The organism is Bifidobacterium apousia (genome assembly GCF_007559275.1).
Lineage (GTDB): Bacteria > Actinomycetota > Actinomycetes > Actinomycetales > Bifidobacteriaceae > Bombiscardovia > Bombiscardovia apousia.
In genome coordinates this window covers 199,207-223,419 of the sequence record NZ_VMHK01000001.1, presented here as the reverse complement: position 1 = coordinate 223,419, position 24,213 = coordinate 199,207, and the positions used below count along the sequence as shown (strand labels likewise).

At 61.9% G+C, this 24,213-nt stretch carries 19 protein-coding genes and 1 pseudogene; 7 read left to right on the top strand and 13 right to left on the bottom strand.

Annotated features, from left to right (window positions below; genetic code table 11):
* The first annotated feature begins 393 nt into the window (after window positions 1–393).
* The 5 genes from FPK30_RS00830 to FPK30_RS00810 all read left to right on the top strand — a co-directional run bounded on the left by FPK30_RS00830 (window position 394) and on the right by FPK30_RS00810 (window position 7,747).
* Window positions 394–2,640: an RNA degradosome polyphosphate kinase gene (locus FPK30_RS00830; RefSeq protein WP_144084917.1), complete on the top strand. Its 2,247-nt coding sequence runs from the start codon at window positions 394–396 to the stop codon at window positions 2,638–2,640.
* A 61-nt stretch (window positions 2,641–2,701) separates the two neighbouring features.
* Window positions 2,702–3,781 carry an NUDIX hydrolase gene (locus FPK30_RS00825; protein ID WP_144084916.1) on the top strand — a complete coding sequence of 360 codons (1,080 nt, stop codon included), beginning with the start codon at window positions 2,702–2,704 and terminating at the stop codon, window positions 3,779–3,781.
* 13 nt (window positions 3,782–3,794) lie between these two features.
* Window positions 3,795–4,490: a thymidine phosphorylase gene (locus FPK30_RS00820; RefSeq protein WP_186279336.1), complete on the top strand. Its 696-nt coding sequence runs from the start codon at window positions 3,795–3,797 to the stop codon at window positions 4,488–4,490.
* A gap of 248 nt (window positions 4,491–4,738) precedes the next feature.
* Window positions 4,739–5,377, top strand: coding sequence for a uracil phosphoribosyltransferase (upp, locus tag FPK30_RS00815; protein WP_015022561.1), 639 nt, complete (start codon window positions 4,739–4,741; stop codon window positions 5,375–5,377).
* Window positions 5,378–5,671: 294 nt separating this feature from the next.
* Window positions 5,672–7,747, top strand: a complete 2,076-nt coding sequence (locus tag FPK30_RS00810) for an ABC transporter permease (RefSeq protein WP_144084914.1) — start codon at window positions 5,672–5,674, stop codon at window positions 7,745–7,747.
* Here the strand turns inward: FPK30_RS00810 and FPK30_RS00805 are convergent.
* Entirely contained in the window at window positions 7,716–8,798 is a 1,083-nt protein-coding gene (locus tag FPK30_RS00805) for a glycerophosphodiester phosphodiesterase family protein (protein ID WP_186279311.1), read from the bottom strand. The genes FPK30_RS00810 and FPK30_RS00805 overlap by 32 nt on opposite strands.
* A 183-nt stretch (window positions 8,799–8,981) precedes the next feature.
* Here FPK30_RS00805 and FPK30_RS00800 point away from each other — a divergent pair, with 183 nt between their 5' ends.
* Window positions 8,982–9,842 (top strand): aldo/keto reductase, encoded by an 861-nt coding sequence (locus FPK30_RS00800; protein WP_144084912.1) that lies wholly within the window; start codon window positions 8,982–8,984, stop codon window positions 9,840–9,842.
* A 54-nt stretch (window positions 9,843–9,896) separates the two neighbouring features.
* On the opposite strand, the gene FPK30_RS00795 is transcribed toward FPK30_RS00800, so the two are convergent.
* The 5 genes and pseudogenes from FPK30_RS00795 to dnaB all read right to left on the bottom strand — a co-directional run bounded on the left by FPK30_RS00795 (window position 9,897) and on the right by dnaB (window position 15,823).
* Complete coding sequence (locus FPK30_RS00795) at window positions 9,897–11,606, bottom strand: ABC1 kinase family protein (protein WP_144085194.1); 1,710 nt, start codon at window positions 11,604–11,606, stop codon at window positions 9,897–9,899.
* A gap of 288 nt (window positions 11,607–11,894) precedes the next feature.
* Window positions 11,895–12,059 (bottom strand): annotated as a pseudogene (locus tag FPK30_RS08375) (phasin family protein); the annotation flags it as partial.
* A gap of 196 nt (window positions 12,060–12,255) precedes the next feature.
* Window positions 12,256–13,062: a type 1 glutamine amidotransferase gene (locus tag FPK30_RS00785; protein ID WP_144084910.1), complete on the bottom strand. Its 807-nt coding sequence runs from the start codon at window positions 13,060–13,062 to the stop codon at window positions 12,256–12,258.
* A 26-nt stretch (window positions 13,063–13,088) separates the two neighbouring features.
* Window positions 13,089–14,483 (bottom strand): Mur ligase family protein, encoded by a 1,395-nt coding sequence (locus FPK30_RS00780; RefSeq protein ID WP_420809423.1) that lies wholly within the window; start codon window positions 14,481–14,483, stop codon window positions 13,089–13,091.
* A complete protein-coding gene (gene dnaB, locus FPK30_RS00775; protein ID WP_121915062.1) occupies window positions 14,483–15,823 on the bottom strand; it encodes a replicative DNA helicase in 1,341 nt (446 codons plus the stop codon). Before dnaB ends, FPK30_RS00780 begins: the two co-directional genes overlap by 1 nt.
* A 415-nt stretch (window positions 15,824–16,238) precedes the next feature.
* Here dnaB and FPK30_RS00770 point away from each other — a divergent pair, with 415 nt between their 5' ends.
* Window positions 16,239–17,630, top strand: coding sequence for an MATE family efflux transporter (locus tag FPK30_RS00770; RefSeq protein WP_260803927.1), 1,392 nt, complete (start codon window positions 16,239–16,241; stop codon window positions 17,628–17,630).
* Window positions 17,631–17,748: 118 nt separating this feature from the next.
* On the opposite strand, the gene FPK30_RS00765 is transcribed toward FPK30_RS00770, so the two are convergent.
* The 7 genes from FPK30_RS00765 to FPK30_RS00735 all read right to left on the bottom strand — a co-directional run bounded on the left by FPK30_RS00765 (window position 17,749) and on the right by FPK30_RS00735 (window position 23,952).
* Complete coding sequence (locus FPK30_RS00765) at window positions 17,749–18,087, bottom strand: P-II family nitrogen regulator (RefSeq protein ID WP_101432992.1); 339 nt, start codon at window positions 18,085–18,087, stop codon at window positions 17,749–17,751.
* A gap of 17 nt (window positions 18,088–18,104) precedes the next feature.
* Window positions 18,105–19,370, bottom strand: a complete 1,266-nt coding sequence (locus tag FPK30_RS00760) for an ammonium transporter (RefSeq protein WP_101432993.1) — start codon at window positions 19,368–19,370, stop codon at window positions 18,105–18,107.
* Window positions 19,371–19,560: 190 nt separating this feature from the next.
* On the bottom strand, window positions 19,561–20,790 hold the full coding sequence (gene ftsY / locus FPK30_RS00755; protein ID WP_144084907.1) for a signal recognition particle-docking protein FtsY: 1,230 nt from the start codon (window positions 20,788–20,790) through the stop codon (window positions 19,561–19,563).
* Window positions 20,791–20,839: 49 nt separating this feature from the next.
* Complete coding sequence (locus FPK30_RS00750) at window positions 20,840–21,403, bottom strand: hypothetical protein (protein ID WP_144084906.1); 564 nt, start codon at window positions 21,401–21,403, stop codon at window positions 20,840–20,842.
* Window positions 21,404–21,467: 64 nt separating this feature from the next.
* The gene (locus tag FPK30_RS00745) at window positions 21,468–22,055 is read right to left on the bottom strand and encodes a GNAT family N-acetyltransferase (RefSeq protein ID WP_144084905.1); all 588 of its coding nucleotides are present in this window, start codon (window positions 22,053–22,055) and stop codon (window positions 21,468–21,470) included.
* Between the two features lie 324 nt (window positions 22,056–22,379).
* Window positions 22,380–23,054 carry a response regulator gene (locus FPK30_RS00740; RefSeq protein ID WP_144084904.1) on the bottom strand — a complete coding sequence of 225 codons (675 nt, stop codon included), beginning with the start codon at window positions 23,052–23,054 and terminating at the stop codon, window positions 22,380–22,382.
* Window positions 23,047–23,952, bottom strand: a complete 906-nt coding sequence (locus tag FPK30_RS00735) for a sensor histidine kinase (protein WP_186279310.1) — start codon at window positions 23,950–23,952, stop codon at window positions 23,047–23,049. The genes FPK30_RS00740 and FPK30_RS00735 overlap by 8 nt, the downstream gene beginning before the upstream one ends.
* Window positions 23,953–24,213 lie beyond the last annotated feature (261 nt).

Below are 24,213 nucleotides of genomic sequence, written 5' to 3'. Positions count from 1 at the left end.
ACCTATGAAAGGCCACAGATGATCACAGGGAAGCAACAGATTCCTCCAAACTTGGCGTATTCAGCCCGCCGTAATGCACGCAATCGCACAAAAGACCAAGCCGACTACTTGCTTCGCCCCAACTGCCAGTCATGCTTGCCAGCGGCCTGAAAACTGGCATAATGGCATATACAAGGACGGTTCGAGAACGAGGAAGCCCACAAAGTGTATGGCCACTAGGACCGATACGTTGAACGGGTGTATAAGACTTGACCGTTGCAACGATGATGTTGTGCAGAGATTCCATCCGGATCGACCTTGTGGGAACGGCCTCCTGCGGGGGGCCGTTCTTATTTATCCACAAGCGTTATCGACGATTGCAGAGGACGGCACCTGCGAATAGAGTGCTATGGTATGGTTCAGAAATTTGACGCACCCTCCAAGGCCTTGCTACGCAGCCAGATCGCGGAGCATATTGCCGAGACCGACGGCCAGGCACGGCATGTATCCAGGCACTCGGATCACCCGGTCTCGCCCTTGCCTGAGGATCGCTATTTCGACCGGGAGCTGAGCTGGCTCAAGTTCAACAAACGCGTGCTTGAGCTGGCCGAAGACGAGAGCGTGCCCCTGCTGGAGCGCGCCAACTTCGCTGCCATCTTCGCCAGCAATCTCGATGAGTTCTTCATGGTCCGCGTGGCGGGTCTGAAGCGTCGCGTGGACACCGGCATCGCTGTGACGGCCGCCAGCGGAATGAGCCCCCGTCAACAACTGCGGGCCATCTCCGAGCAGGCGCACAAGCTGCAGGACGAGCATGCCCACTATGTCATCAACCACATCCTGCCGGATCTGGCCGCCGAAAGCATCATCCTGCTGAGCTGGACACAGCTGAGCAGCCAGGAGCAGGAACGGCTCACCAACTTCTTCCGTAATCAGGTCTTTCCGGTCCTGACCCCGCTGGCCGTCGACCCGGCCCACCCCTTCCCCTATATCTCAGGCAACTCCCTGAACCTGGCGGTCCTGGTGGAGAACCCGACCTCAGGCAAGACCCACTTCGCCCGCGTCAAGATTCCCGACAACCTCTCCCGTCTGGTTCCTGTGGACGATCTGACCGACGAGGAGGGCCGGGAGGAGCGCTACGGGTTCATCACCATGGAGAACCTGATCATCGCCCACCTGGAATACCTCTTCCCAGGCATGATCATCAAAGAGGCCCGCTCCTTCCGCGTCACCCGCAACGAAGACATTGACGTAGAAGAGGACGACGCCGAAAATCTGCTCAACGCCATGGAGAAGGAGCTGCTGCAGCGTCGGTTCGGACCGCCCATCCGCCTGGAGATTTCCGACTCCGCCTCTCCCTTCCTCTCACAGCTGCTGGCCAGCAAGCTCCGGGTCAACCAGGAGGAGGTCTATCGACTGCCCGCACCTTTGGACTGCACGGTCCTGTTCGAGCTGCAATCCATCGACCGGGCCGACCTCAAGTTTCGCCCCTTCATTCCCACCACCAACCGGCAGATAGCCGAGGTGGAATCCAGCCAGGCCCAGGACATCTTCGCCGCCATCCGCGAGCATGATATCCTCCTTCACCACCCCTACGACTCCTTCTCCACCTCGGTCCAGGCCTTCCTGGAGCAGGCGGCGGCCGATCCGCGAGTGCTGGCCATCAAGCAGACCCTCTACCGGACCTCGGGCAACTCGCCCATCATCAACGCCCTGGTGGATGCCGCTCACGCTGGCAAGCAGGTCCTGGCCCTGGTAGAGATCAAGGCCCGGTTTGATGAGGAGGCCAACATCGCCTGGGCCCGTCAGCTGGAACGGGCTGGCGTCCATGTGGTCTATGGAATCGTGGGGCTCAAGACCCACTGCAAGCTCTCCCTGGTGGTCCGTCAGGAGCAGGACGGCCTGCGTCGTTACTGCCACGTAGGCACCGGCAACTACAACCCCAAGACCGCCCGCCAGTACACCGACCTGGGTCTGCTCACCTGTGACCCGGTGGTGGGACAGGACCTGACACGGCTTTTCAACCAGCTGTCAGGTTATGCGCCCAAGTCATCCTTCCACCGCCTATTGGTAGCCCCGCGCACGGTTCGCTCCGGGCTGCTGCAGCGGATCGCCCGCGAGGAAGAGACTGCCCTGAACGGCAAGCCTGCATGGATACGAATCAAGGTCAACTCCCTGGTGGACGAAAAGATCATCGACGCCCTCTACCGGGCCAGCCAGGCGGGGGTCCGCATCGACATCGTGGAGCGCGGCATCTGCGCCCTGAAGCCAGGCGTGCCCGGGCTGAGTGAGAACATCCGAGTCCACTCCATCCTGGGACGGTTCCTGGAGCACAGCCGCATCTTCGCCTTCGCCAACTCCCAGGGCCCTCAGATCGGCGAGGGTCCCCTGGCCGGTCCAGAAGTCTGGATAGGCTCTGCCGACCTGATGCACCGCAACCTGGACCGCCGTGTGGAGGCGCTGGTCCGGATCACTGCCCCCGAGCAGGTGCAGGGACTGATCGACTATGTGGATCTGCAGATGGCTGACACCACCAGTTCCTGGCACATGCAGCCCGACGGCACCTACGTGCGCCACAGCCGGGATGACCAGGGCCGGCCTTTGGTCGACTCGCAGGAGTACCTGATCGACCGCCACGCCCGAACCCCCAGGGCCAGGCGATGATGATGCGCCTCCAGGCCGGCAGGTCCGCCGCCGAGGTGGACGATCGGGATGGCATCCGGCCATGAGCAGGACGGTCGAAGCAGCCGGAGCCATTCTATACCGGTGGCGCACAAGCTTCCAGGGCTGGATGAAATTCAGCGACGACGGCCGGGCAGCCCCAGGAGCCAGCCCACGCTCCGACCTTGATGAGCTGGAGCTCTGCCTGGTTCATCGCCCCAAATACGACGACTGGAGCTGGCCCAAGGGCAAGCTGGAGAATCGTGAGACCCACATGCGGGCAGCCGTGCGCGAGGTGGGCGAGGAGACAGGCTGTCTTGTCCGGCTGGGGCCATACCTAGGGGATGCCGAATATCCCCTGAACAACGAGGGCCGACGCCGGGGCGGCAAGGGCGGCAGGCTCAAACATATCTGCTACTGGATGGCCACATCGACCGACTCGGAACACGCCGCCGGTCAGAGCACGCTGCTGGGGCCCATCCACCGGCCTGATTCCAGGGAAGTCGACCAGATACGATGGGTCGGAGCCTCCGAAGCCCGCAAACTATTGACCCACCCCAGCGACAGAACCATATTGGACGCCTTCGTGGATCGGGTGGAGCAGGGCGGCATCCGGGCTCGTCAGTTGATCATCGTCCGCCACGGCAAGGCAGTGGCACGGAAGGAGTGGACAGGCAAGGATGCGAATCGTCCTCTGACCCCCAGAGGCGCCGGCACCTCCTACGCCCTGGCTAGGGAGCTGGCCTGCTTCGCGCCCGACCGCCTCCTGTCCTCACCCTGGATCCGTTGTGTGCAGACGTTGCGACCCTACGCCGACGAGGTAGGCCTGCCCATGGAAATGGTGGCCTGCCTGACGGAGTCCTCCTACCACCGCCGCCCGGAACAGGCCCACAGCTGGCTGGACAGGCAGATGGCCGACCTGCTGACAGGCAACAGAACCACTATGATCTGCATGCATCGCCCGGTCCTGGGGGGCATCTTCGAAAAGCTTCGCGGGCTGTGCTCCAGCGGATCACTGTCCAAACGGCTGCCCGACGACTCCCCTTTCATGCCCACCGGCAACGCCGTCGTCCTGAGTTTGACCGGCGACCCCAATCATCCGACCATCATCGACATACAGAAGGTGACTCCCATTGTCTACTGACAGCAACTCCAGAATCGGCTCATCCTCAATCCGCTCTTCCCGTACGGGATTCGTGGCGTCCGGCACCGGAGCATCCCGGCCTTCACGCCCAGGCCAGCTGGACCCGGCCATCGCCGACCAGCTCTCCGGAGGCATGGATCCGCAGCAGATCAGCGAGATGAGCCACGTGTCTGCAGCCTCCCTGCTGGACCGGGTCCACCACAGCGCCGACCCCGTCATAGTAAAACGGGTTCTGACCCTGGTAGACCGCGAAGGCGTGGATGTCGTGGCCGAGCTCTGGAGCGACAGCGACCCCGACTCCCTGCCCGGCATCCTATGGCGGCTCTACATGCTTCGCAGCTGGATGCGTAAGGACGCTGACGGAATCAGTCGTCTGTGGCGGCTGGGCGAACCCACCGACACCGCTGCATCAGCCATCGCCGGCGTAGACCAGGCCCCGGAGGCCGACGACATCATCCGAACCGCCGACTCCATCCTCTCCGGAGCCTTCACCGGCGACTTCGCCATAGCCCTGGAACGGGCCGGAGCCTTCTGCGACGTGATCGCCCGCGGCATCAAGACCACCATCCGGGATGCCCAGAGCCGGCAGCTGGACGGTCAGGAGGCCAAGGATGTGGACGCAGCACAGCGCACCGTCAACTCCCTCAATCAGACGGCCCGTGACTTTATGCGGGGCGCCTCGCTCTGGCGGCGGGGACGGCTGGAGTAGAGCCCGCCGCCCTTTCAAGCCGGAAGCGTAAGCGCGCCGTGAGCACAGATCAGACTCCGGCATGCCCTACAATGGGGACTGCGCCGGACCATGGCTAAGCCCCGGGCTCCGTTTGTTGCCGCTGCGAGCGGCGTTTGCGCCGACAGGCGCTTGCATGGTTCGGCGTTTTCATTTCCATTCCCAAATCGAAGGCAGCATGGCTTGCCGGTCGCTACCAGAAGCCGACCCGCTGAGCTACGCTGAGAGGTATGGAACTTCACGTACTGGAACACCCGCTGATCGAGCACAAGCTGACCGTACTGCGGGACAAAAACACCCCTTCCAACACCTTCCGCGAGCTGATCAGCGAACTGGTCATGCTTGAGGCCTATGAGGCCACCCGAAATCTGGACATCGAAGACCACCCAATCGAGACCCCGGTCGCTCCCATGGTGGGCAAGAAGCTCTGCTCCCCGCGCCCCATGGTGGTTCCCATTCTGCGCGCCGGACTGGGCATGCTTGACGGCATGACCCGTCTGCTGCCCACCGCCGAGGTCGGATTCCTTGGCCTCAAGCGCGATGAGAACACCCTGGACATCATCACCTACGCCAACCGCTTGCCGGAGGACCTCTCCGGCCGTCAGTGCTTCCTGCTGGATCCCATGCTGGCCACCGGCGGCACCCTGATCGCCGCCACCAAATACCTGGCTGAGCGCGGCGCCAAGGACGTGACCTCCATCAACATTTTGGCCGCTCCCGAAGGCCTGAACCGCCTCAAGGAGGAGATGGACCCCTCCATCAACCTGAAGGTGGTGGTCTGCGCAGTCGATCAGAAGCTGAACGAGCACGCCTACATCGTGCCCGGCCTGGGCGATGCCGGCGACCGCCTTTACGGCGTCATCGACTGAGCTGGCGAACTGACAGGGGCATAAACCCCCATCTCTGACGAGGATCCGAACTTTGCGCGGTTCGGGTCCTTTTTTCAATCGCCTTCTACGGCAAGCCTCAGCTGAAGACACTCGGCAGGGCGCCCATTCCATCCGTGCTCCTCCCGCCCCCTCGCACCCCCCCCCGCCAAGCGCACAATCGCTCATCGCCACCCTGGTTCTCCCCCTGGTCTGACCCTGAAAACACCCTGAGTGGGCCTTTGCCCGGTGTTGCAATAAGAACAGCGGCATTCAAGGGCGAGAAAGGAGCACACCATGGAGGGCAAGTCCCTTTCCCTAGGTAGATCGCTGGCAGGAACCGGGACCCCAGGACCGATGGGCGGGGGCGGCTCGCAAACCGCAGGTCGAACCAAGGCACGCACTCCTGGACTGGGCTCCCTGGTGCGTTCCTTCCTGCATGAGCATCGGTCCTCCTACACGGTCATGGTCCTGGCGGTCATGGCCGCTTCGGTCCTTACCAGCGCCTGGATCCAGGTAGCCATTGCCGCTCGGAAGGGCGACGGAATGCCGGATACACGCGCAATGAATTCCTACGACCGCGCTATGACCCTGTCCTTCCAAGACGGCGCTTCACAGATATCCATAGGGTACGCCTGCATATGCGGGTTCGTCTCCATCTTCCTGGTCATCACTTCTGTGGGATTCCTGATCGAGCGCCGTCGTCGCGAGTATGCCATGATGCGGCTTTCAGGCGTCTCTCCCAGGACCGTGAGATTCATCTCCCTACTGGAATTCATGATTCCGGTAGGTTTGGCCGCCCTCCTGGGCAGTTTGGCGGGATGCCTGCTGGTGCCCGCATTCGCCAAGTCCCTAATCAACTCAGGCTTTGAAGCGCTGGAAATGACCGCGCATCCCCACCCCACGGGAATTTTCTTCACTTTCGTAGGGATACTCCTGGCAGGCCTCTTGGGAACCTGGTTCGCTGCCAGGAGGATTACCGCGATCTCTCCCATCGAGGCCCTGCAGGACTCGGGAAATCGGTCAGGGACCAAGTCAATCGGTCCTCTTCGCCTGATAATCGCCCTGGCCGGCCTGGCTGGAGGACTGGCCATGGTCTATCATCGCTTCAAGGGCATGGACATTGAAATCCAGATCATGGCCTCGACCGGCTGTCTGCTCGTCATCATCGGCGCCCTGGCCCCTGTCCTGGTTCCGGCCTGTGCCAACCTGATCGGCATCCCCTTCCAACTGGCCTTCCGAGGCGCCGGTCTCCTGGCGCGGCAAAGGGCGCGGAAGGAAAACCGGAGCTCCACCGCCGTAGCAGTGCCGATCATACTGATGCTGGTCATCGTAACCGGATTTATAGCCCTGGGACGATCCGGCTGGGCACAAGAAGCCATAAGCCGGTATAAGCCGATCGCTGCCGAAACCATGATCAACGCAGAGACCAATGATCCAAGAGACCTGGATCGCCGACTTCGGTCCATTGTAGACATCGAATCCGCAGTCACCTATAGCGAGGGATCCTGGACAACTGCGGACAAGGAAGATAATGGCGGCAATGACGAACCTTCCGTCATGGCTATGCACGTCAACAAAGCAGGCAAGAGCGTCAATACAATTAGCCCAATCTTCATCAAGGGCTCCGCTGCTGACCTGGGGCCGGGCAAGATCGCCGTCATAGCGAGTGGCCGCACCCAGGAGAAAAACCCTATTGGTCGCAAGCTGACTCTGATCGACAGGTACGACAAAGGCCATACGCTGACCATCACCGCCGTAGTCGATATGACCCCGACAGGGCAGACGGGCGAATACCTGATGACGGATGCAGACCTGTCGCAACTGGCGCCCGACAACAGTGGATCGACCACCCTGGCCAGGACCGCCCCAGGAGTTCAGACAGACGATCTGATCAGTCGGCTCAATGCAGCATGGGACAAGAAGGACATCAAGGCCTGCACCAAGAAGGAGTACATTCGTTCCAACATCCAAAGGTCACAGAAGGTGCAACGGGCCATGCCCCAGATAGCGAACGGGGCCATCGTCCTAACGGCCATATTCCTGATCCAGGCATGCGCCATCGCAGTCAATGAACGTCGCCAGGAGAATCGGAGAATGCAGGCTGCCGGTGTTTCACGTGGAACATTAGTCTGCTCCTCGATTTGGGAGTCAGTAATCGATGCCCTTTCGGCCATCCTTCTTTCAGCCCTGGCCATGGCGGGGGTGCTTGCCGTCATCTTCCACCAGTTGTCCGGCCAGATAGACATGAGCGTTGTGCCTCTCCCCTACGGCTACTTCCTGACCATGGCACTCTGGGCGATAGGCCTGGCCGCTGCGGCCTCAGGCCTGTATAGCTGGTTCAGCTCTCGGGCAGATACGACTCGAAGATAATCCCATCAAAGTCCGGACTGGCCTCCTCCTGCGCATGCTCGGAGCGGACGGTCCAGGCAATGGGCGTTCCACCTAGGAACCGATAGAGACGCATGGGCAGTGAGTGCCCGCTGTGCCACTCGCAGGCCACGAAGTCCGGCCGCCCCAGCCAGTTGAAGAGGAGGGACCCGGCCATCCAGCGCAGGGCCGATGAGCGGGAGTCCACCCGGCCATGGTAGGGGGCGACCAGTTGCCCCCTGGTGACGCCTGGGTGGTGAGCCCGATACCAGGCAAGGGCCAGGACGTTGAAGGACTCAATTACATAGGGGCCCTGGTACCTGGACAGGAGGGCATCGGTCCGACGCATGAGCTCCCGATCCAAGCCCCTGTCCATCTTGATCTCGACGACCAAGGGCACCCGGCCATCCACCAGAGCGAGCACCTCGGACAGAAGAGGCACATGCTGCGCGTCGGGATCGTTGAGGCCCCCGTCCCCGTCCTCCGTTTCGGGACCGCCATCGTGGTCGGCAGAGCCAGGAATTCCTTCCCCGGACTCAAGAGCCTGGGCAGGGCTTGGGCACAGGGGAATCCTCTGCAGCTGCTCATAGGTCAGGTCCGCCACTGCCCGGTTGACGCCAGCCATCCGCTGCAGGTCTCCATCGTGGATGACCACCACCTGGCCGTCCCGGCTGAGATGAACATCCAGCTCAATCCCGTAGCCGGCCCTGCAGGCCGCCTCGAAGGCAGCCAGAGAATTTTCAGGCGCCACTACCCGAGGGGACTTGGCTTGGGCCGAGACGTGCCTGCCTGAGGGACGATCGGATTCAATCTTCAGGCAGTCATGGATACGGTGCAGGTAGGCGGTCTGTCCAGGGTTGGGATTGGTCGTCTCCATCCCCGAGCCAGCGTCATGCAGGCCCCTATGGGCGTATGGATGCAAGGACAGGCCGACGGGCTTTCTCCGGCCCGCAACCACTGAAAGACCAGGGGCCAGGGCCCAGCACCAGCCTCCCAAAACACCGAATCCCAGACCCAGTGCGACCTTGCCGGCCAATCGTGCTTTGGACCCCATCATCGCCTCCAGCCATCAGCTACTTCACTACCCACGCTAGCATCGCAGGAGGCTGGACGCGCTTTGCTGAGCTTGACTTCAAGCTGCTTGAAGGCCCTATCCTTGAACAAGCAGATCAGAGAGGAACGCTCCCGCCTTTAGCCAACTCCGTCGAGCAATCTGCCAAGAAAGAAGCGCAATACCATGCAGAATGATTTATCCGCCTCCGTCCCGTCCGTCAAGCTCAACAACGGCGTCCTCATGCCTATGGAAGGCTTCGGGGTCTACCAGATCGCCGACCTGGACGAGTGCCGCCGCTCAGTTCTGGACGCCCTGGAGACCGGGTACCGGGCTATCGACACGGCCCAGGCCTATGGAAACGAGCAGGCCGTCGGAGATGCCCTGGCCCAGAGCGGCCTCGACCGCGACCAGGTCTTCCTGACCACCAAGGTCTGGATCACCAACTACGGGTACGACAAGACCAAGGCCTCGGTCGAGGAGTCCATGAAGAAGCTGGGCACTGACCACCTGGACCTGGTCCTCCTCCACCAGCCCTTCAACGACTACTACGCAGCCTGGCACGCCCTTGAGGACCTCTACGACCAGGGGGTCCTGCGGGCCATCGGCGTCTCGAACTTCTACGCCGACCGCTATGTGGACCTGGTCAAGTTCAACAGAATCGTCCCTGCCGTCAACCAGCTGGAGACCCACGTCTTCCACCAGCGCCCCCAGGAACGCACCTACATGGACAAGTACGGCACCCGGATCGAATCCTGGGGACCTTTCGCCGAGGGACGCCAGGGGATGTTCACCAACCCGACCCTGACCGAGATCGGGCAGGCGCACGGCCGGACCGCAGCCCAGGTGGCCCTGCGCTTCCTGGTCCAGGACGGGGTCATCGTCATCCCCAAGACCACCCACCGCGAGCGCATGCGCGAGAACCTCGACATCTGGGACTTCCAGCTCAGCGACCAGGAGATGGGCCGGCTGCGGGCCATGGACACCGGCAAATCCGCCTTCATGAACCATGAGGATCCTGAGACCGTGGAGGATTTCGCCAACTGATTCAGCATCTGACAGTATTTGACAGTATCTGTGCAGGATGGACGGGCTCTCAGCCTAGCCTTGGCCGTTGCGTCGCCGACGCTTGAGGGCCCGGTGCTTGATCAGGATGTCCAGGACTATCCAGACCGAAAGAATGAAGGCCACCACGTACCCCAGCATGCTGACCACCGGGATGCCGAAGACCACCGGCTTGACGCGGGCGAAGTAGACGATTGAAGAGCCCACATAGAGTCCAACGACAATGAGAGCCATGGTCAGTCTGTTGACCATGTCGGACAGCTGCTGCAGAGGTTCCTCGGAGCCTACCAGCTGCACATTGGCGCGCAGCTGGCCCCGGGTCAGCATCTTGGTCGCGGTCTGGGACTCAGCCAGGGCACCCAAAAGGCCATGCAGGGCCAGATCGCCTTGGATGCCCAGCTTCCGAGCCTCCTCCTTGAGGATGGACCCCGTGCTCTGGCTATAGGCGACATGATCAGTGATGATCTGCACGATGTTGGCCTCAGGCAGGAACTCGTCCAAGAGTCCTTCAAGGGTGACCAGGCACCGCGCCACCATGGTGACCGACCCTGGCACCTTGATGCCATGCCGGGCGGCCAGCCTCATCACGGCATTGACGTATTCGGCGATGTCCAGATCGGCCAGATCCAGCTTGCCGAACCGCTGGACGACCGCATCCAGGTCGGCAAGGAGATAAGGGTAGTCCTCGGCTCTGGCCTCTCCCGTACCGGCGAAACGGAGCAGCCCCTGGGCCAGGGCAGGTGAATCCTCGCGGCCTACTGCAAAAATCATGTCCTTCAAAGCCGATTTGGTCACCTCGTCCAGGCGGCCGACCATTCCCAGGTCGATCAGCACTATGGAACCATCGCGGATGATGATGTTGCCGGGGTGCGGATCGGCGTGGAAGAAGCCCCGGTCCATGATCTGGGTGGCATAGTTGTCGACCAGCTTGGTGCCGATCTCCTTCAGGTCATAGCCCTGGGCCACCAGCTGGGCGGGCCGTGAGAGCGATATCCCGTCGATGTACTCCATCACCACCACATGCCTGGTGCAAAGCTCAGGATAGGGCTTCGGGCAGTCGATGTAGGCGTATGAGCCGCAAAAATCCTTGAACTCCGCCAGATTGGCGGCCTCCTGCTGGAAGTCGACCTCGGACTGGAAAGTCTCCCAGAGCTCCTCGACCACTCCTCGGATGTCGATCACCTGGGTGCTGCGGACGAACCGGGAGGCCCACTTGACCATGCTGCGCAGAATGTCGATGTCCTGGGCCATGGTCTCTTGAATTCCTGGGCGCTGGACCTTGACGGCCACGTCCTCACCGCTGACCAGGCGGGCCCGGTGCACCTGCGCCAGGGAAGCCGACCCCAAGGGAACAGGGTCTATGGAGGAGAAGATCCGGTCGAGCGGACGGCCATACTCGGCGGCCAGGGTGCTGGTCACCACGGAGTACGGGATGGGATCCGCGTCGGCGCGCAGCTTGGAGAGCTCACGGCAAAAGGCCTCCGGCAGGATCTCCGAACGCATGGAGAGAATCTGGCCCACCTTGACGAAAGTGGGCCCAAGCGCCTCGAACAGTCGACGCATGGTGACCGGAGTCAGCCCGTGGATGATGTCGAACCGGTTGGCGATGCGGATCATCTCAGCCAGTCGACGGGCCCTGCCACGCCTGTGCCGGATCCTTCCTGCCGCCCCCTGCCGCTCTCCCGTGCCGACCCCGAAGAGGCCAATGGTCTGCACCGGGGCATCATGTCCGTTCATGGCATCCATACTCACCACTCACCTGCGTCCTTTATCCGCATGGCCGACCAGCGGCAGACATTCCGGCGCAGACGACCGACGCTGACAGTAATTGACTGCCTTTCAGCCCTGCTGACCTGCAATGGGATCATTGGAGGTGATGGGGATGGACCCGGACCGACGATTCGGCATTGGCGCCAAGGGATCATGGTCGGGACGACGGGGGTCAGGAGCAACATGGGTCGCAGGCCTGGGCGCGCCAGCAGCCGGTGCAGGAGCGCTGTCAGTAGGTGCAGGAGCGGGAGGGGTCTTCCTGTTCCGTTTGAGCTCAGTGTTGAGAATCTTCCCCTGCTCGACCGTCAGCTCGCCCTTCTTCACCAGACTGTCGATGACCTCCTGGCCCTTCTCCACGCCTGTGGCCAGCGCTCCAATGCCAGCCAGAAGCACCTTGTGCAATCCGTCACCAATATGTAAATCCGACATGATATGCCTCCCAGCATTCATACGCCCTTGAAGTACCGGGCCCTTTTGACCGCCAAGAGACGAGCGGCCGTCTCTCTTTACAGTCTAGCTGGTTATCATTGACCGATCCGATTCAACACCATGGCAAGAGGGACCGCAGCGCCTTGCCTCCTTGGCACGCCCCTGTGCCGGAACCGAAGGAACCGCAGGCTCCTCTTCATCTGGGCCTTGATGCAGCAATACGGCTGGCCTGATCCGCCAGGGAGTCCAGACGCTCCAACTCGCTCCGGCTCTTCTGGTCCATGGTCTCCTTCATCTGGGCGAAGGTGCCCTGGCCGTACCGCCTTTCGGCTGCGCCAGCGATAAGGAAGTCCGTAACAGCCGGGTTCTTCGGCAGCAGCGACCCATGCATGTAGGTGCCGATGACCTTCTTCCATCGGGCCCCCTCGGTGTGGTCCTTGCCGTTGTTGCCTCGGCCATCCTCGGTCACCATGCCCAGGGGATGGGCCCCCTCCCCCAGGTAGGTCAGACCCGAGTGGTTCTCATAGCCGACCACCCTGCCGAAGTCCTCTGCCTGCTCCACCAGGTTGCCGATCATCCGCTCAGGCTGAGCAATGGTGTGCACGTCAAGAATGCCGACCCCCTCCAGGCGCTCATGGTCGGAGGTCTCAAAATAATGTCCGAAGAGCTGATAGAGCCCGCAGATCATCAGCATGGGCACCTCCTGGTCGGCCAGATCGTGCAGAAGACCGCCCCGTTCCCGCAGGTCGTCGATGATCCGTTCCTGGCCATGGTCCTGGCCGCCGCCGCCCAGAATCATATCGATCCGCTCGGGCCAGGCATCACCGGGATCGTAATAGCGGACCATGGGGCGGAACCCGTACAGCTCAGCCCGGCGGGTCACGCTGAGAATGTTGCCCGAATCCCCATAGATGTTCATGTCACGGTGGTAGAGGGAGAGGATCTGCAGCGGCGGATGGTCTCCCACGGCCCCGACCTTGGCATTATCCTGTGTCTGCGGCATTCCTGCGCTCCTTTTGGTTGGCTCGCTCATGCGCCCACCCCGGCATCGTCCACGCTCGTGATCCTGCCGAGGGCGGACCGGAGCCGGAGCATAGACGTGTAGGTGCAGTAGATTCGCTTGGGTCGGCCGGGATGCACCTCAAGGAAGGCTGTCAGCGCCCGATCCAGGTCGGTCTCGATCGCCTCCGTGGGCACCTGGTCATAGGCCAGGCGCAGGGCCATGTCATAGGCCCGGGTGCCGGAGACCATGGCCACGCCGGTATCCCTGAGCGAGGTGAAGTCCACATCCCAGAGCCAGCTCATGTCACGCCCGTCCGCGTACTCGTCGCGGATGGCGATCATGGTGTCCTGGCCGGCAGGGTTAAAGGAGGACAGGGCCAGGCGGAAGCCCATGGGGTTCTTGACCAGGACCAGCTCAACCGGCGCGCCCTGGTAGGTGATGACCTCCCCGCGGCCGAAGGCGGGCGTCACCTTGGACAGGGCATCCATGAGCGCTGCATCATCAGGCTCCCTGTCCTCAAGAACGACCCTCACCAGCACCAGGGCAGCTGCCGCATTGTAGAGGTTGTAGACGCCCTCCAGACGCAGATCGGTCTCCAGAAGCCGACCATCCAGGCGGAAGGCGGCCCTGTGGTCCATGACCCGTTCCAGGGTAACCTCAGCTGGCAGCCGGTGACCTGGGCGAACGGGGCGGGAAGCGCTGGCCGTAGCAGCACCATCGGCATCCTGATCCGAGGCATGCATGTCGTCATCGGTGGGGAAATAGGTCAGCAAATCGTCCGACAGACCGAAGTAGGCCACGCCGGTCTGGGCCGGCGTCTGGGCGGCCAACCTAGCGATGCGCGGATCCTCACGGTTGAGAACCACCGTGCCTGTGGTGGCCTGAGCCACCTGACCCAGCAACCGAGCTGTAGTATCAATCTCCCCAAACCGGTCCAGCTGGTCGCGCATGACATTGAGCAGGAGGGCGTAGCGGGGCTTGACCTGCCGCACGAAGTGGACCGCATAGGCCTCGTCCAGCTCCAGGACGGCAATATCAGCATGCAGCCGACCGGACAGCCCCAGTGTAGAGACCAAGGCCGAAACCACGCCACGGGTGAAGTTGGACCCGGTCGGATTGGTGAAGACCTTGAGGCCCAGGGATTCCAGCATGGAGGCGACCATTCGGGTAGTGGTGGTCTTGCCGTTGGTCCCCGAGACCAGAACCACCCCGCGAGGCAGCCCCGACAGGGTCCTGGCCAGGAAGCCCAGGTCGATCCGCTCCACCACCTTGCCAGGCAGGGCCGAACCGCCGTGATGGGACAGACGCGCAACGAGACGCACCGCCTTGCCGACCAGAAGGGCCAGGAGGGAGCGCCAAGGCCGACGGGGACGACCGGGCTGATCGGCAGGCTGCGCCTTGGAAGCCGTGGAACGCATGATCAGACCCCTCCCTGCTGGTAGTCCTGAGGCATGTCCTTGAACTTGGACTTCTCGCCCAGAAAGGCCAGCTTGAAGGTGTCGGTGGGGCCGTTGCGGTGCTTGGCCAGGATGATGTCGGCCTCGCCCGGGCGGTCCTCCTTGTCGTAGAAGTCCGGCCGGTGGACCAGGAAGACCACGTCGGCGTCCTGCTCGATGGATCCCGACTCGCGCAGGTCGGAGAGCATGGGCTTCTTGTCGTTGCGCATCTCGGGACCGCGGTTGAGCTGGCTCAACGCCACCACCGGAACCTCCAGCTCCTTGGCCAGCAGCTTCAGGGCGCGCGAGAAGTCGGAGACCTCCTGCTGACGGGATTCGACCCGCTTGCCCGAGGTCATCAGCTGCAGGTAGTCGATGACCACCAGCTTCAGGTCGTTGGTCTGCTTGAGGCGACGGCACTTGGCGCGGATCTCCATCAGGCTCATGTTGGGCGAATCGTCCAGGAAGAGCGGGGCGTCCTGGAGTCTGCTCCAGAAGGTGTTCAGGGTGTTCCAACGCTCAGGGGTGATGTCGTCCGCCCGGCGCAGGGCCACCAGGGGGATGTCGGTCTCGGCCGAGATGATGCGCTGGGCCAGCTCGTTCTTGCTCATCTCCAGGGAGAAGACCACTGTGGTCATGTTGTTGTGGAGGGCCGCAGCACGGGCGAAGTCGATGCCCAGGGTGGACTTGCCCATGGCGGGGCGGCCGGCCACCACGATCATCTGCCCGGGCTGCAGGCCCTGGGTCACGTCGTCGATGCTCTTGAAGCCGGTAGGCACGCCCCGCTCCATGTCGCCGTTCTGCAGCTTGTCCAGCTGGTCAAGGGTGTCATGGACAACCGGCCCGATGGCCTCGTAATCCTGACGGACCCTGCCCACGCTCATCTCGTAGACCTCGGCCTGGGCCAGGTTGACGATGTCCTCCGCCTGGGAGCCCTCGGCCGAGTAGCCCAGCTGGGCGATCTTGGTGCCGGCCGCGATCACATTGCGCAGGATGGCACGCTGGTGGACGATTTCCGCATAGTAGGTGGCGTTGGCGGCTGTCGGGACCGAGGCCACCAGGGAGTGCAGATAGTCAGTGCCCCCCACCTTCTCCAGGTCCCCGGACTTGAGCAGCTCGTTGGCCACCAGGACCGCATCCACCGGCTGGGAGGCCGAGAAGAGGGTGACGATGGCCTCGTAGATGGTCTGGTGCTTGGGCTGGTAGAAGTCGGATATGTCGATCATCTGACTGACCTCGCCGATGGCATCCTTACTCATGAGCATGCCGCCCAGCACGGCCATCTCCGCATCGTCGTCATGCGGGGGCACCCGGTCGAAGAGCATGTCGCGGCCGGTCTGGGCATGATCGGTGGGACGCTGTTCGGGATGGGTGTAGTCGGTGTAGTCGTCGGAAGCCATAGCCACGATTCTACGAAGAGGACCGTCCTTGGCAGCCCCAAGAGACGGATTTCACTCAAGGCATTCACCGGGACGCGCCGACCGTACTGGACGGGCACAGGGTCGCCCTGTATGTGTACAGAAAAATAAGTTATCCACATTCAAGGCGTGTCCTAGAGGACATGTGCGCAACTTATCCACCTCATGGGTATAACTCTGTGTAAAACTTGGGGACAGTCTTCCACATCGTCAATCCAGCTTGCACTCAGGGCTGTTTGGTGATACGTCATCTGTCGGCAGGGCGTCCACGGACTGGCTTTCAGGGGTTGTGTATTCAGTCCAGAGCATTAGCATGGCGTCCATGCGCAGCCACAGGAACATCCCCGAAACCAAGACCGGATCAATCACGCCGGAAGAACGGCGGGCGACCTACCGGACCATTGCCGGACTGGCCATACCCACCTTCGGCCAGCTGATCGCCTCCCCGCTCTTCGTCATGATCGACACCGCCATCGTGGGCCACATCAGCGACTCGGCCCTGGCCGGGCTCTCCATCGGATCCACTGTGGTGCTGACCACCGTGGGCCTGTGCATCTTTCTGGCCTACGGAACCACCTCCCAGGTGGCCCGGCTCATGGGCGCCGGCCGCCGACGGGAGGGCATGCAGGCCGGTGTGGACGGCATGTGGCTGGCCTTCGTCATCGGTCTGGTCGTCTGCCCTGTTCTCCTGGCTTTGAGCCGACCCATCTGCAGCCTGATGGGAGCCCGTGGGCCGGTCCTGCAGGCGGCGCAGACCTATCTGAATGCTTTGGTCTTCGGCCTTCCGGCCATGCTCCTGGTCTACGCGGCCAACGGCATCTTCCGCGGACTGCAAAAGGTAAAGATCACCCTGGTGGCCGCCGTGTCAGGCGCCATCCTCAACACCGCCCTTGAGGTCCTTTTGGTCTTCGGCCTGCACATGGACATTCTGGGCTCGGGCCTGGCCACCCTGATCGCCGAGTGGGCCATGGGGCTCTTCCTGACCATCCCCGCCCTGGTCTGGGCCCGTCGGGAAGGCGCCCAGCTGCGGCCCCGGCTCTCAGGCATGGCGGCCAGCATGGGCGACGGTTTCCCGCTTTTCCTGCGGACCCTGGCCCTGCGGGTCTGCCTCTTTATGACCGTGGTGGCTGCAGCCCACTTGGGCGAGCAGGTGCTGGCGGCCTATCAGGGGGTCAACTCGGCCTGGAACTTCGGACTGAACATGCTGGATGCCGTGGGCATCGCCGGTCAGTCACTGGTAGCCACCGAGTTGGGCGCCGGACAGCGGTCGCGGGCACGGGTCATGACCGACCTGTCAGCCAAGGCAGGCATGGCTATGGGGGTGCTGGTCGGGCTGGTCATGATCGCCCTGGGCCTCTTCGCCGCTCCCCTGTTCAGCCCAACGCCGGCCATCAGGTCGCTGATCACCGTAGGCATGATCGTCCAAGGGGTCTTCATGCCCGTAGCCGGATGGATGTGGGCCCTGGACGGGATCCTGATCGGGGCCGGGGACTATCGCTATCTGGCGGCCACCTGCTCCCTGACCGCTGTGATCTACCTGATCGGGCTGCTGGGCATGACAGCTCTGGCCATGAGCTGGACGCCCACCTGGCGGATAGCCATGCTCTGGGCCGTGCTCAATGTCCTCTTCATCGGCGTCAGAGCTATCTGCAATGGCTGGAGAACGCGCACCGATGTCTGGATGGGGACGATTGGCCAGGTCAAGGAAGCCTGAAGAGTCATAGCAAAAAGCAGGACCCCGACCGCTCGACCATGAAATTGGCCACAGCTACGGGATCCTGCGAAACTGGTCAGTAGGAAGACGACCATGCAGACGGCAGCAGGTAGCTGCTTCAGATGGCGTCGACGCCGGTCTCCCCGGTACGGACCCTGACCACCGAGTCCAGGGTCTGCACCCAGACCTTGCCGTCGCCTACGGTGTTGGTGGCGGCAGCTTGGACGATAGCGTTGACCAGCTCGTCGACCCGGCGATCCTCGGTCAGCACCTCCAAGCGCACCTTGGGAACCAGATCCACCTTGACAGTGCTGCCCCGGTAGACCTCCTTATGGCCGCCCTGCCGGCCATAGCCCTGGGCTGACGAGACGGTCATACCGTGCACGCCGACCTCGGTCAGGGCCTGTTTAATCTGATCCAGCCGCCCGGGCTGAACAATGGCGGTAATGAGTTTCATGCTGCCTTCCTTTCTGATCAGTTCAGAATGGATCCGAAGTCGTAGGCGCTCTCACCCTGATCGCTCTGATCAACGCCGATGACCTCCTGATCCTTGCTGACTCGCCAACCAATGGTCTTCTCCAGCGCAAAGGCGATCACACCAGTGACTGCAGCTGCGTAGATGATCGCAATCAGCGCCACCAGGAACTGAACCAGCAGCTGCCGGAAATTGCCGCCGGCCAGGAAGCCCGTGCCGGTACCAAAGAAGCCTATCAGCAGCGTGCCCAATAAACCACCCACACCGTGGATGCCTACCACATCCAAGGAGTCGTCATAGGCGAAGCGGAACTTGAGCCCGCAGGCCAGGCAGCAGACGAAACCAGCCAAGAGGCCGATGACCATGGCCCAGAGCGGGGAAACCACGTCGGCCGCTGGCGTGATGGCCACCAGGCCGGCGACCATGCCGGATGCAGCACCCATGGCGGTGTAATGCCCGGTGCGGACCCGCTCAGTAAAGAGCCAGCCCAGGGTGGCGCCGCTGGCGGCGATGGTCGTGGAAACCCAGGCATATCCAGCCGTGCCGTTGGCGGCGAAGGCGGAACCGGCATTGAAACCGAACCAGCCGAACCAGAGCAGGAAGGCGCCCAGCATGACCATGGGCACATTGTGGGGACGTATGGACTCCTTGGGGAAGCCGATTCGCCTGCCGATGATGAGCACAATGACCAGGGCTGCTACTGCCGCGTTGATGTGAATGACCGTACCGCCTGCGAAGTCGTGCGCCTGAGCCCCGATGGCGTTGGAGATGGGTCCATCGGCAGCCAGCAGTCCGTGATTCCAGACCATGTGGGCCATGGGCGCGTAATCCAAGGTGACCCAGAGGGCCACGAAGATCATCCAGGTGCTGATTCTGACTCGCTCTGCCAGGGCTCCCGAGATCAGGGCCACGCAAATCATGGCGAAGGCGGCCTGGAAGGCAATGTCCACCGTGTGCGGGTAGGCAGCGTTGGCGGAATCAAGCGAGGTGAAGACCCCGTCCTTGGCCGTGACCGTGTCCTTGAGCAGGAAGCCGGTGATGGGGTCGCCGAAGACGCCTCCGATGTCCTTGCCTGCAAAGGAAATCGACCATCCCCAGAAGGCCCAGATAACCCCGGTCACGGCAATGGCCAGCGTGGACATCATCATCATGTTGAGCACGGCCTTGGCTCGGACCATACCCCCATAGAAGAAAGCCACCGCCGGAGTCATCAGGAAAACCATGGATGCCGCTACCAGCATCCAGGCAGCATTTCCAGAATCCATGCCTACACCTCTCTTTTCCCCATCCGGGCGGGCAGTCCCCGATAACGAGGGCTTCCCTCCGGACAGCCTACGTCAGATTCTCTTCCACTTCCCGATTCATCAAACAGGAAGAGGATGACGGTCAGGTCACCGTCGCATTACCTCCGGGTGACTATTGGATGACCACCTTATGACCAACCGACCGGCCGGACTACTCGTCTCCCAGGATGCCGTCGACAAAGGACTCGGGGTCGAAAACGGCCAGATCGTCGGGCCCCTCGCCCAGCCCGACCAGCTTGACGGGTACGCCCAGCTCCCGCTGGACAGAGACGACAATGCCGCCCTTGGCCGAGCCGTCCAGCTTAGTCAGGACAATGCCTGTGACCCCGATGGCCTGGGCGAAGACCTTGGCCTGGATCATCCCGTTCTGCCCGGTAGTGGCATCCAGGACCAGCAGAACCTCGTCCACGGGCAGGTTCTTCTCGATCACCCGCCGGATCTTGCCCAACTGATCCATGAGGTTGGCCTTGTTCTGCAGGCGACCGGCTGTGTCCACAATGAGAACATCTGCCTGATCATTTTTGGCCCGTTCAGCCGCTTCAAAGGCCACCGAGGCCGGGTCGGCGCCGTCACGGTCGCTGCGGACCACAGGCACGCCCACCTTGCCGCCCCAGGTTTCCAGCTGGTCAGCGGCGGCGGCACGGAAGGTGTCGGCAGCACCCATGACCACCGACTTGCCATCGGCCACGAAGAGCCGGGCCAGCTTGCCCGCCGTGGTGGTCTTGCCCGTGCCGTTGACGCCCACCATAATAATGACCGACGGCCTGTTGGCCTGGGGTCGGGCAGCCACAAGAGTTCGGTCCATATTGGGATCGACCAGATCGATCAGGCGCTGACGAAGGCCACGACGCACTGCTGCAGGATCCTTCTGCCCTGTGATCCGAGCATCGTCACGCAATTGCTTCACCAGCTGTTCGCTGGCCTCGGCACCCACATCCGCCATGAGCAGGGTGTCTTCCACATCCTCCCAGTCGGACTCGCTCAGATGATCCTTGGTCAGAATGGCAAAGAGGGCCTTGCCAAAGGGGTTGGGACTCTTGGCCAGTCTGGCCTTGAGCCTGGTCATGCGGGATGCAGAGGCCTCCGGATGCGCCAGCTCCTCCTGTGCCGACGATGCTGATTGGTCAGCCGAGGACGGCTGACTGGACTCCTTTGAATCGACTGAGCCGGAACCCGCAGAAGCACTAGATGCGTGCGAAGCAGATCGGGGTGCCTGGTCACCCGACGAAGCTGCTGGGAAGGCACCAGGCTCTTCCGCACTGTCGGGGCGCGCGGAATCCCCCGGGGACCGGTGTTTACGGACCGCCACCAGAATGCCGACCACTGCCAGCACCAGGACGATCAACACCGCGATAAGAATAAGGAGCTGCTGTGTTGTCATAGGTACCAGCCTAAAGGCGAAAAGGGACACGGATGGTCACCACCAGCGGTCACTTCCCGCTCGGATGGCTCGTTCCCGCCTGCGGACCGCTCTGGACTGCGGGCATGATGTCGGAGGTGGTGGGCTGAGGCTCCCGTCGCTGCCGACGCGAAGGCTCAGGGCTTGATGATCGCAGGGTGGAGCTCCTGGGGGCTGGAGGCCCAGAGGTCGCAGAAACCGACGGTACAACATTCTTCTTTTGTCTCGGGCTGGTCGAGGACGCGGAATCAGCGCTTGGGGGCCGAGGCAGATTTATCTCGTCCGTGGAATCGGAGGCCAGCATGCCTCGAACCTCCACCACGGAGGAGGAATTGACATAGACCGGATAGGGATGTTCGGTATCTTCAGCAGTTGATGCGCCCTCGTCCGATCCAGGGGCAAAAGACAGATGCCCTCCTGCTATACGTGGCAGTTTATTCTCTCGTTCCTGCTGACGGCGGGCCGCCCGGCGTACACGCTCATCCAGAGACTGGGAGAAGGCACGGTCCTGGGACTCACCAAGCGCCAAGCGCATGACAAATACGATGAATGCCGCAACCACCAGCACCCATACCAGGACAATCAGCCAGACCATACCTGCCATTCTCTCAGAAGAACCCCTCAGACGCGCTACAACACGAGGAATCTATCGGTCTCTTTCACACTGGTTCATGCTGACGTGTTCTTTGGCCTGTTGACTCGGTAGGCAGCTCAATCCAATACCGTTCTACTGGCTGACCAGATCTGCTAGGGAGCACATTCTCCAGTTGCCCGCCACACGAGAGGATGGTCCGGCGACTAGCCAGGTTCGATGGAGAGCAGGTAATCAGGACCCGGCGCATGCCCAGAGCGGCCGCCCGTCGCAGACAGCCATCCAGCATCAGTCCGGCATAGCCCCGCCGACGACAGTCCGGACGAACTGAATAGCCGATGTTGCCGCCTGTGCGCAGAAGCGCCTCGGTAAGCCGCAGCCTCAGCTGGATCGTTCCCACCAGTTTGCCGTCGGGGTCCAGGGCGGCGAACTGCAGAGCGGGCACAAATCCCGACGGCAGATCATCACCACGCGCCTGACGAGCCACCTCCGGCAGACCAAACCGACGAACCTCATCCAGGCTGTGGCAGCCCTCCAAGGGGCCGAGACCAGCCGCTTCATCCTCAGTCCGGGCACGACAGGACTGCAGATATTCCCAAATCACTTCGGTGTCCACCGCCCCTGGCTGGTCCATCCTCACCAGACGGATTCCCACGATCCACCTCCTATATCGAATGCTTGACCACCCTTTATCAGCTGCAACCTGACCAACAGTTGTGATTCAGCTTACTTGAGCAGCATTCAAGAGAACTGAAGTTTCAAAAGGGAACCAGTGTCGCCGGGACATCACGTGCATAACTGAATAGTTGAAACTCAATACAGCAAGAATCACAATGTTCAATAAAAGTTCTCCCAAACTTACGTTCTGGGCTTTAGTCCCTGGCTTCGGCCTCATCAGGTCAGCGAAAGAGTCGCTCTGGAATCTGTCATTCTTTCTGCTTTTCTCCCCGCAATGCCCGGAATGGCCGATCAGGGATCGTCAGTCAGACATTCCGGCCTGAAACCATGTGATGACAATTTGCGTACGATCTCGCAGACCGGTCTTGTCGAGTATGCGGCTTACGTAGCGCCGGACGGAGGTGATTTCGAGAGTGAGGCGCTGGGCTATTTCCTGGTTGGAGAGCCCTTGAGCGATGAGCCCGGCTATCTCGCACTCCCTGGGGGTCAACTTATCCAGCTGCTGCCTGGCCTGCGGGTCACTGATCTTATGCCGGGCATAGGCTCTGTCGCGGTTGATGAGCTCTGCTGTAATACGGGGGGTGAGCACTGCGTCTCCGTCAGCCACTGCGTGAATGGCTCGGTGCAGATCTCTCGTAGATACATCCTTGAGCAGAAAGCCGTAGGCGCCTGCGTGCAGACCGGTGAAGGCGTAATCGTCTTCGTCATAGGTGGTCAGAATCAGCGTGCGAATGTCGGGGAACTCCTTGGCAATGACCGCAGTGGCACTGATGCCGTCCATCACCGGCATGCGAACGTCCATCAGGATCACTCGAGGCAACGGCTGGGCGGCTGCTTTCATCTCCCGAAGCATGGTCACCGCCTCCTGACCGTTGGAGGCTTGTCTGACTACCTGTAAATCGTGGTCGGCCTCAATCATGCGTACCAACCCCTTGCGGAGGAGCGCAAGGTCATCGACCAGCATCAGGTCAATCATGGGCGTTGCACCCTTTCTCGCTGGTGCCAGGCAGGACGGCTTTTACCGTCCATCCCCCGTTCTCGCTCGGTCCGCAACTCAGACTCCCTCCCATCAGTCGGCATTGCTCGCCAATCTGTTTGAGCCCCACTCCTGGATGATCATGAATGGCTGGTTGCTGATCGCCCAAGACTGGCCCATGCTCATCCCCATGCCCATCGTCGTGGATGCTGATGCGGAGGGTGCCGTCCTGTCCATAGTCACGGGAGATGACGATGGTGCTCGGGTCTGAGGCATGCCGGAGCGTGTTGGTGATGGCCTCCCTGCTGACGATGAAGCAGAGGTTGTCCTGTCTGGGATCGTGCCGATGATGGCCTGTTTTAGTAGACACGACAGCCAGCCCAGCCGCGCGAGCATGGGCGATCACGGTGTCGAGTTCGTCGAGCGTGTGCAGCCTGGAGCCAAACCTGCACCCATCATCATCGGACTCTTCAGGCAGCGCCTCATGCCCCTGGACAAGGGTACGGACGGCTTGTCGGGTGTCAGACAACCCATCCCTAGCCACTTGGTTGACGCCCTTAAGCACCTCTTGCAGCTCTTCGATCTCAACCGAGTCAGCGAATCCCTGGGTCAGGGCGATGATCGTGGTGAGGTCGTGGCCCACGCTATCGTGCAACTCCCCTGCTACCTGGGCACGTGATATAGCCTGATCCCTTTGCCTGGCAAGCATTTCAGAGCGGATGCGCTCCTGCTCCTCACGCCGTTGCGTCTCGCGCCGAATCCGGTAGGATCTGACAGCTACGGCAGCGGCCACTACAGCCATGATGACTGCCATCCGAGCCGACCATTCCAGAAAGAGCATGTGCCCGGCATGCATACTGACAGTGACCAGGCTGACGGCCGCGACTGCCTCACTCACGCCTGCCGCAATCCTGGGTGCTGACGATAAACAGACACAGAAATAAAGAGCGCCTACCAGAGGTATCAGGAAGCTATCGTCCGAGGCGGCAAATGACAGGCCGATGTATACCAGGGTCTCCACGGTCGTGATGAGCAGGGGAAATTGTCTGCTCCAGTACGACAGGCAGGAACACAGGAGTCCGATCAGGCCGATGACAGTCTTCCAAACGGGCAAAGGAATGTTCTCGGCCCAGACTGGAGGAAACATGGGGGCGCTGAC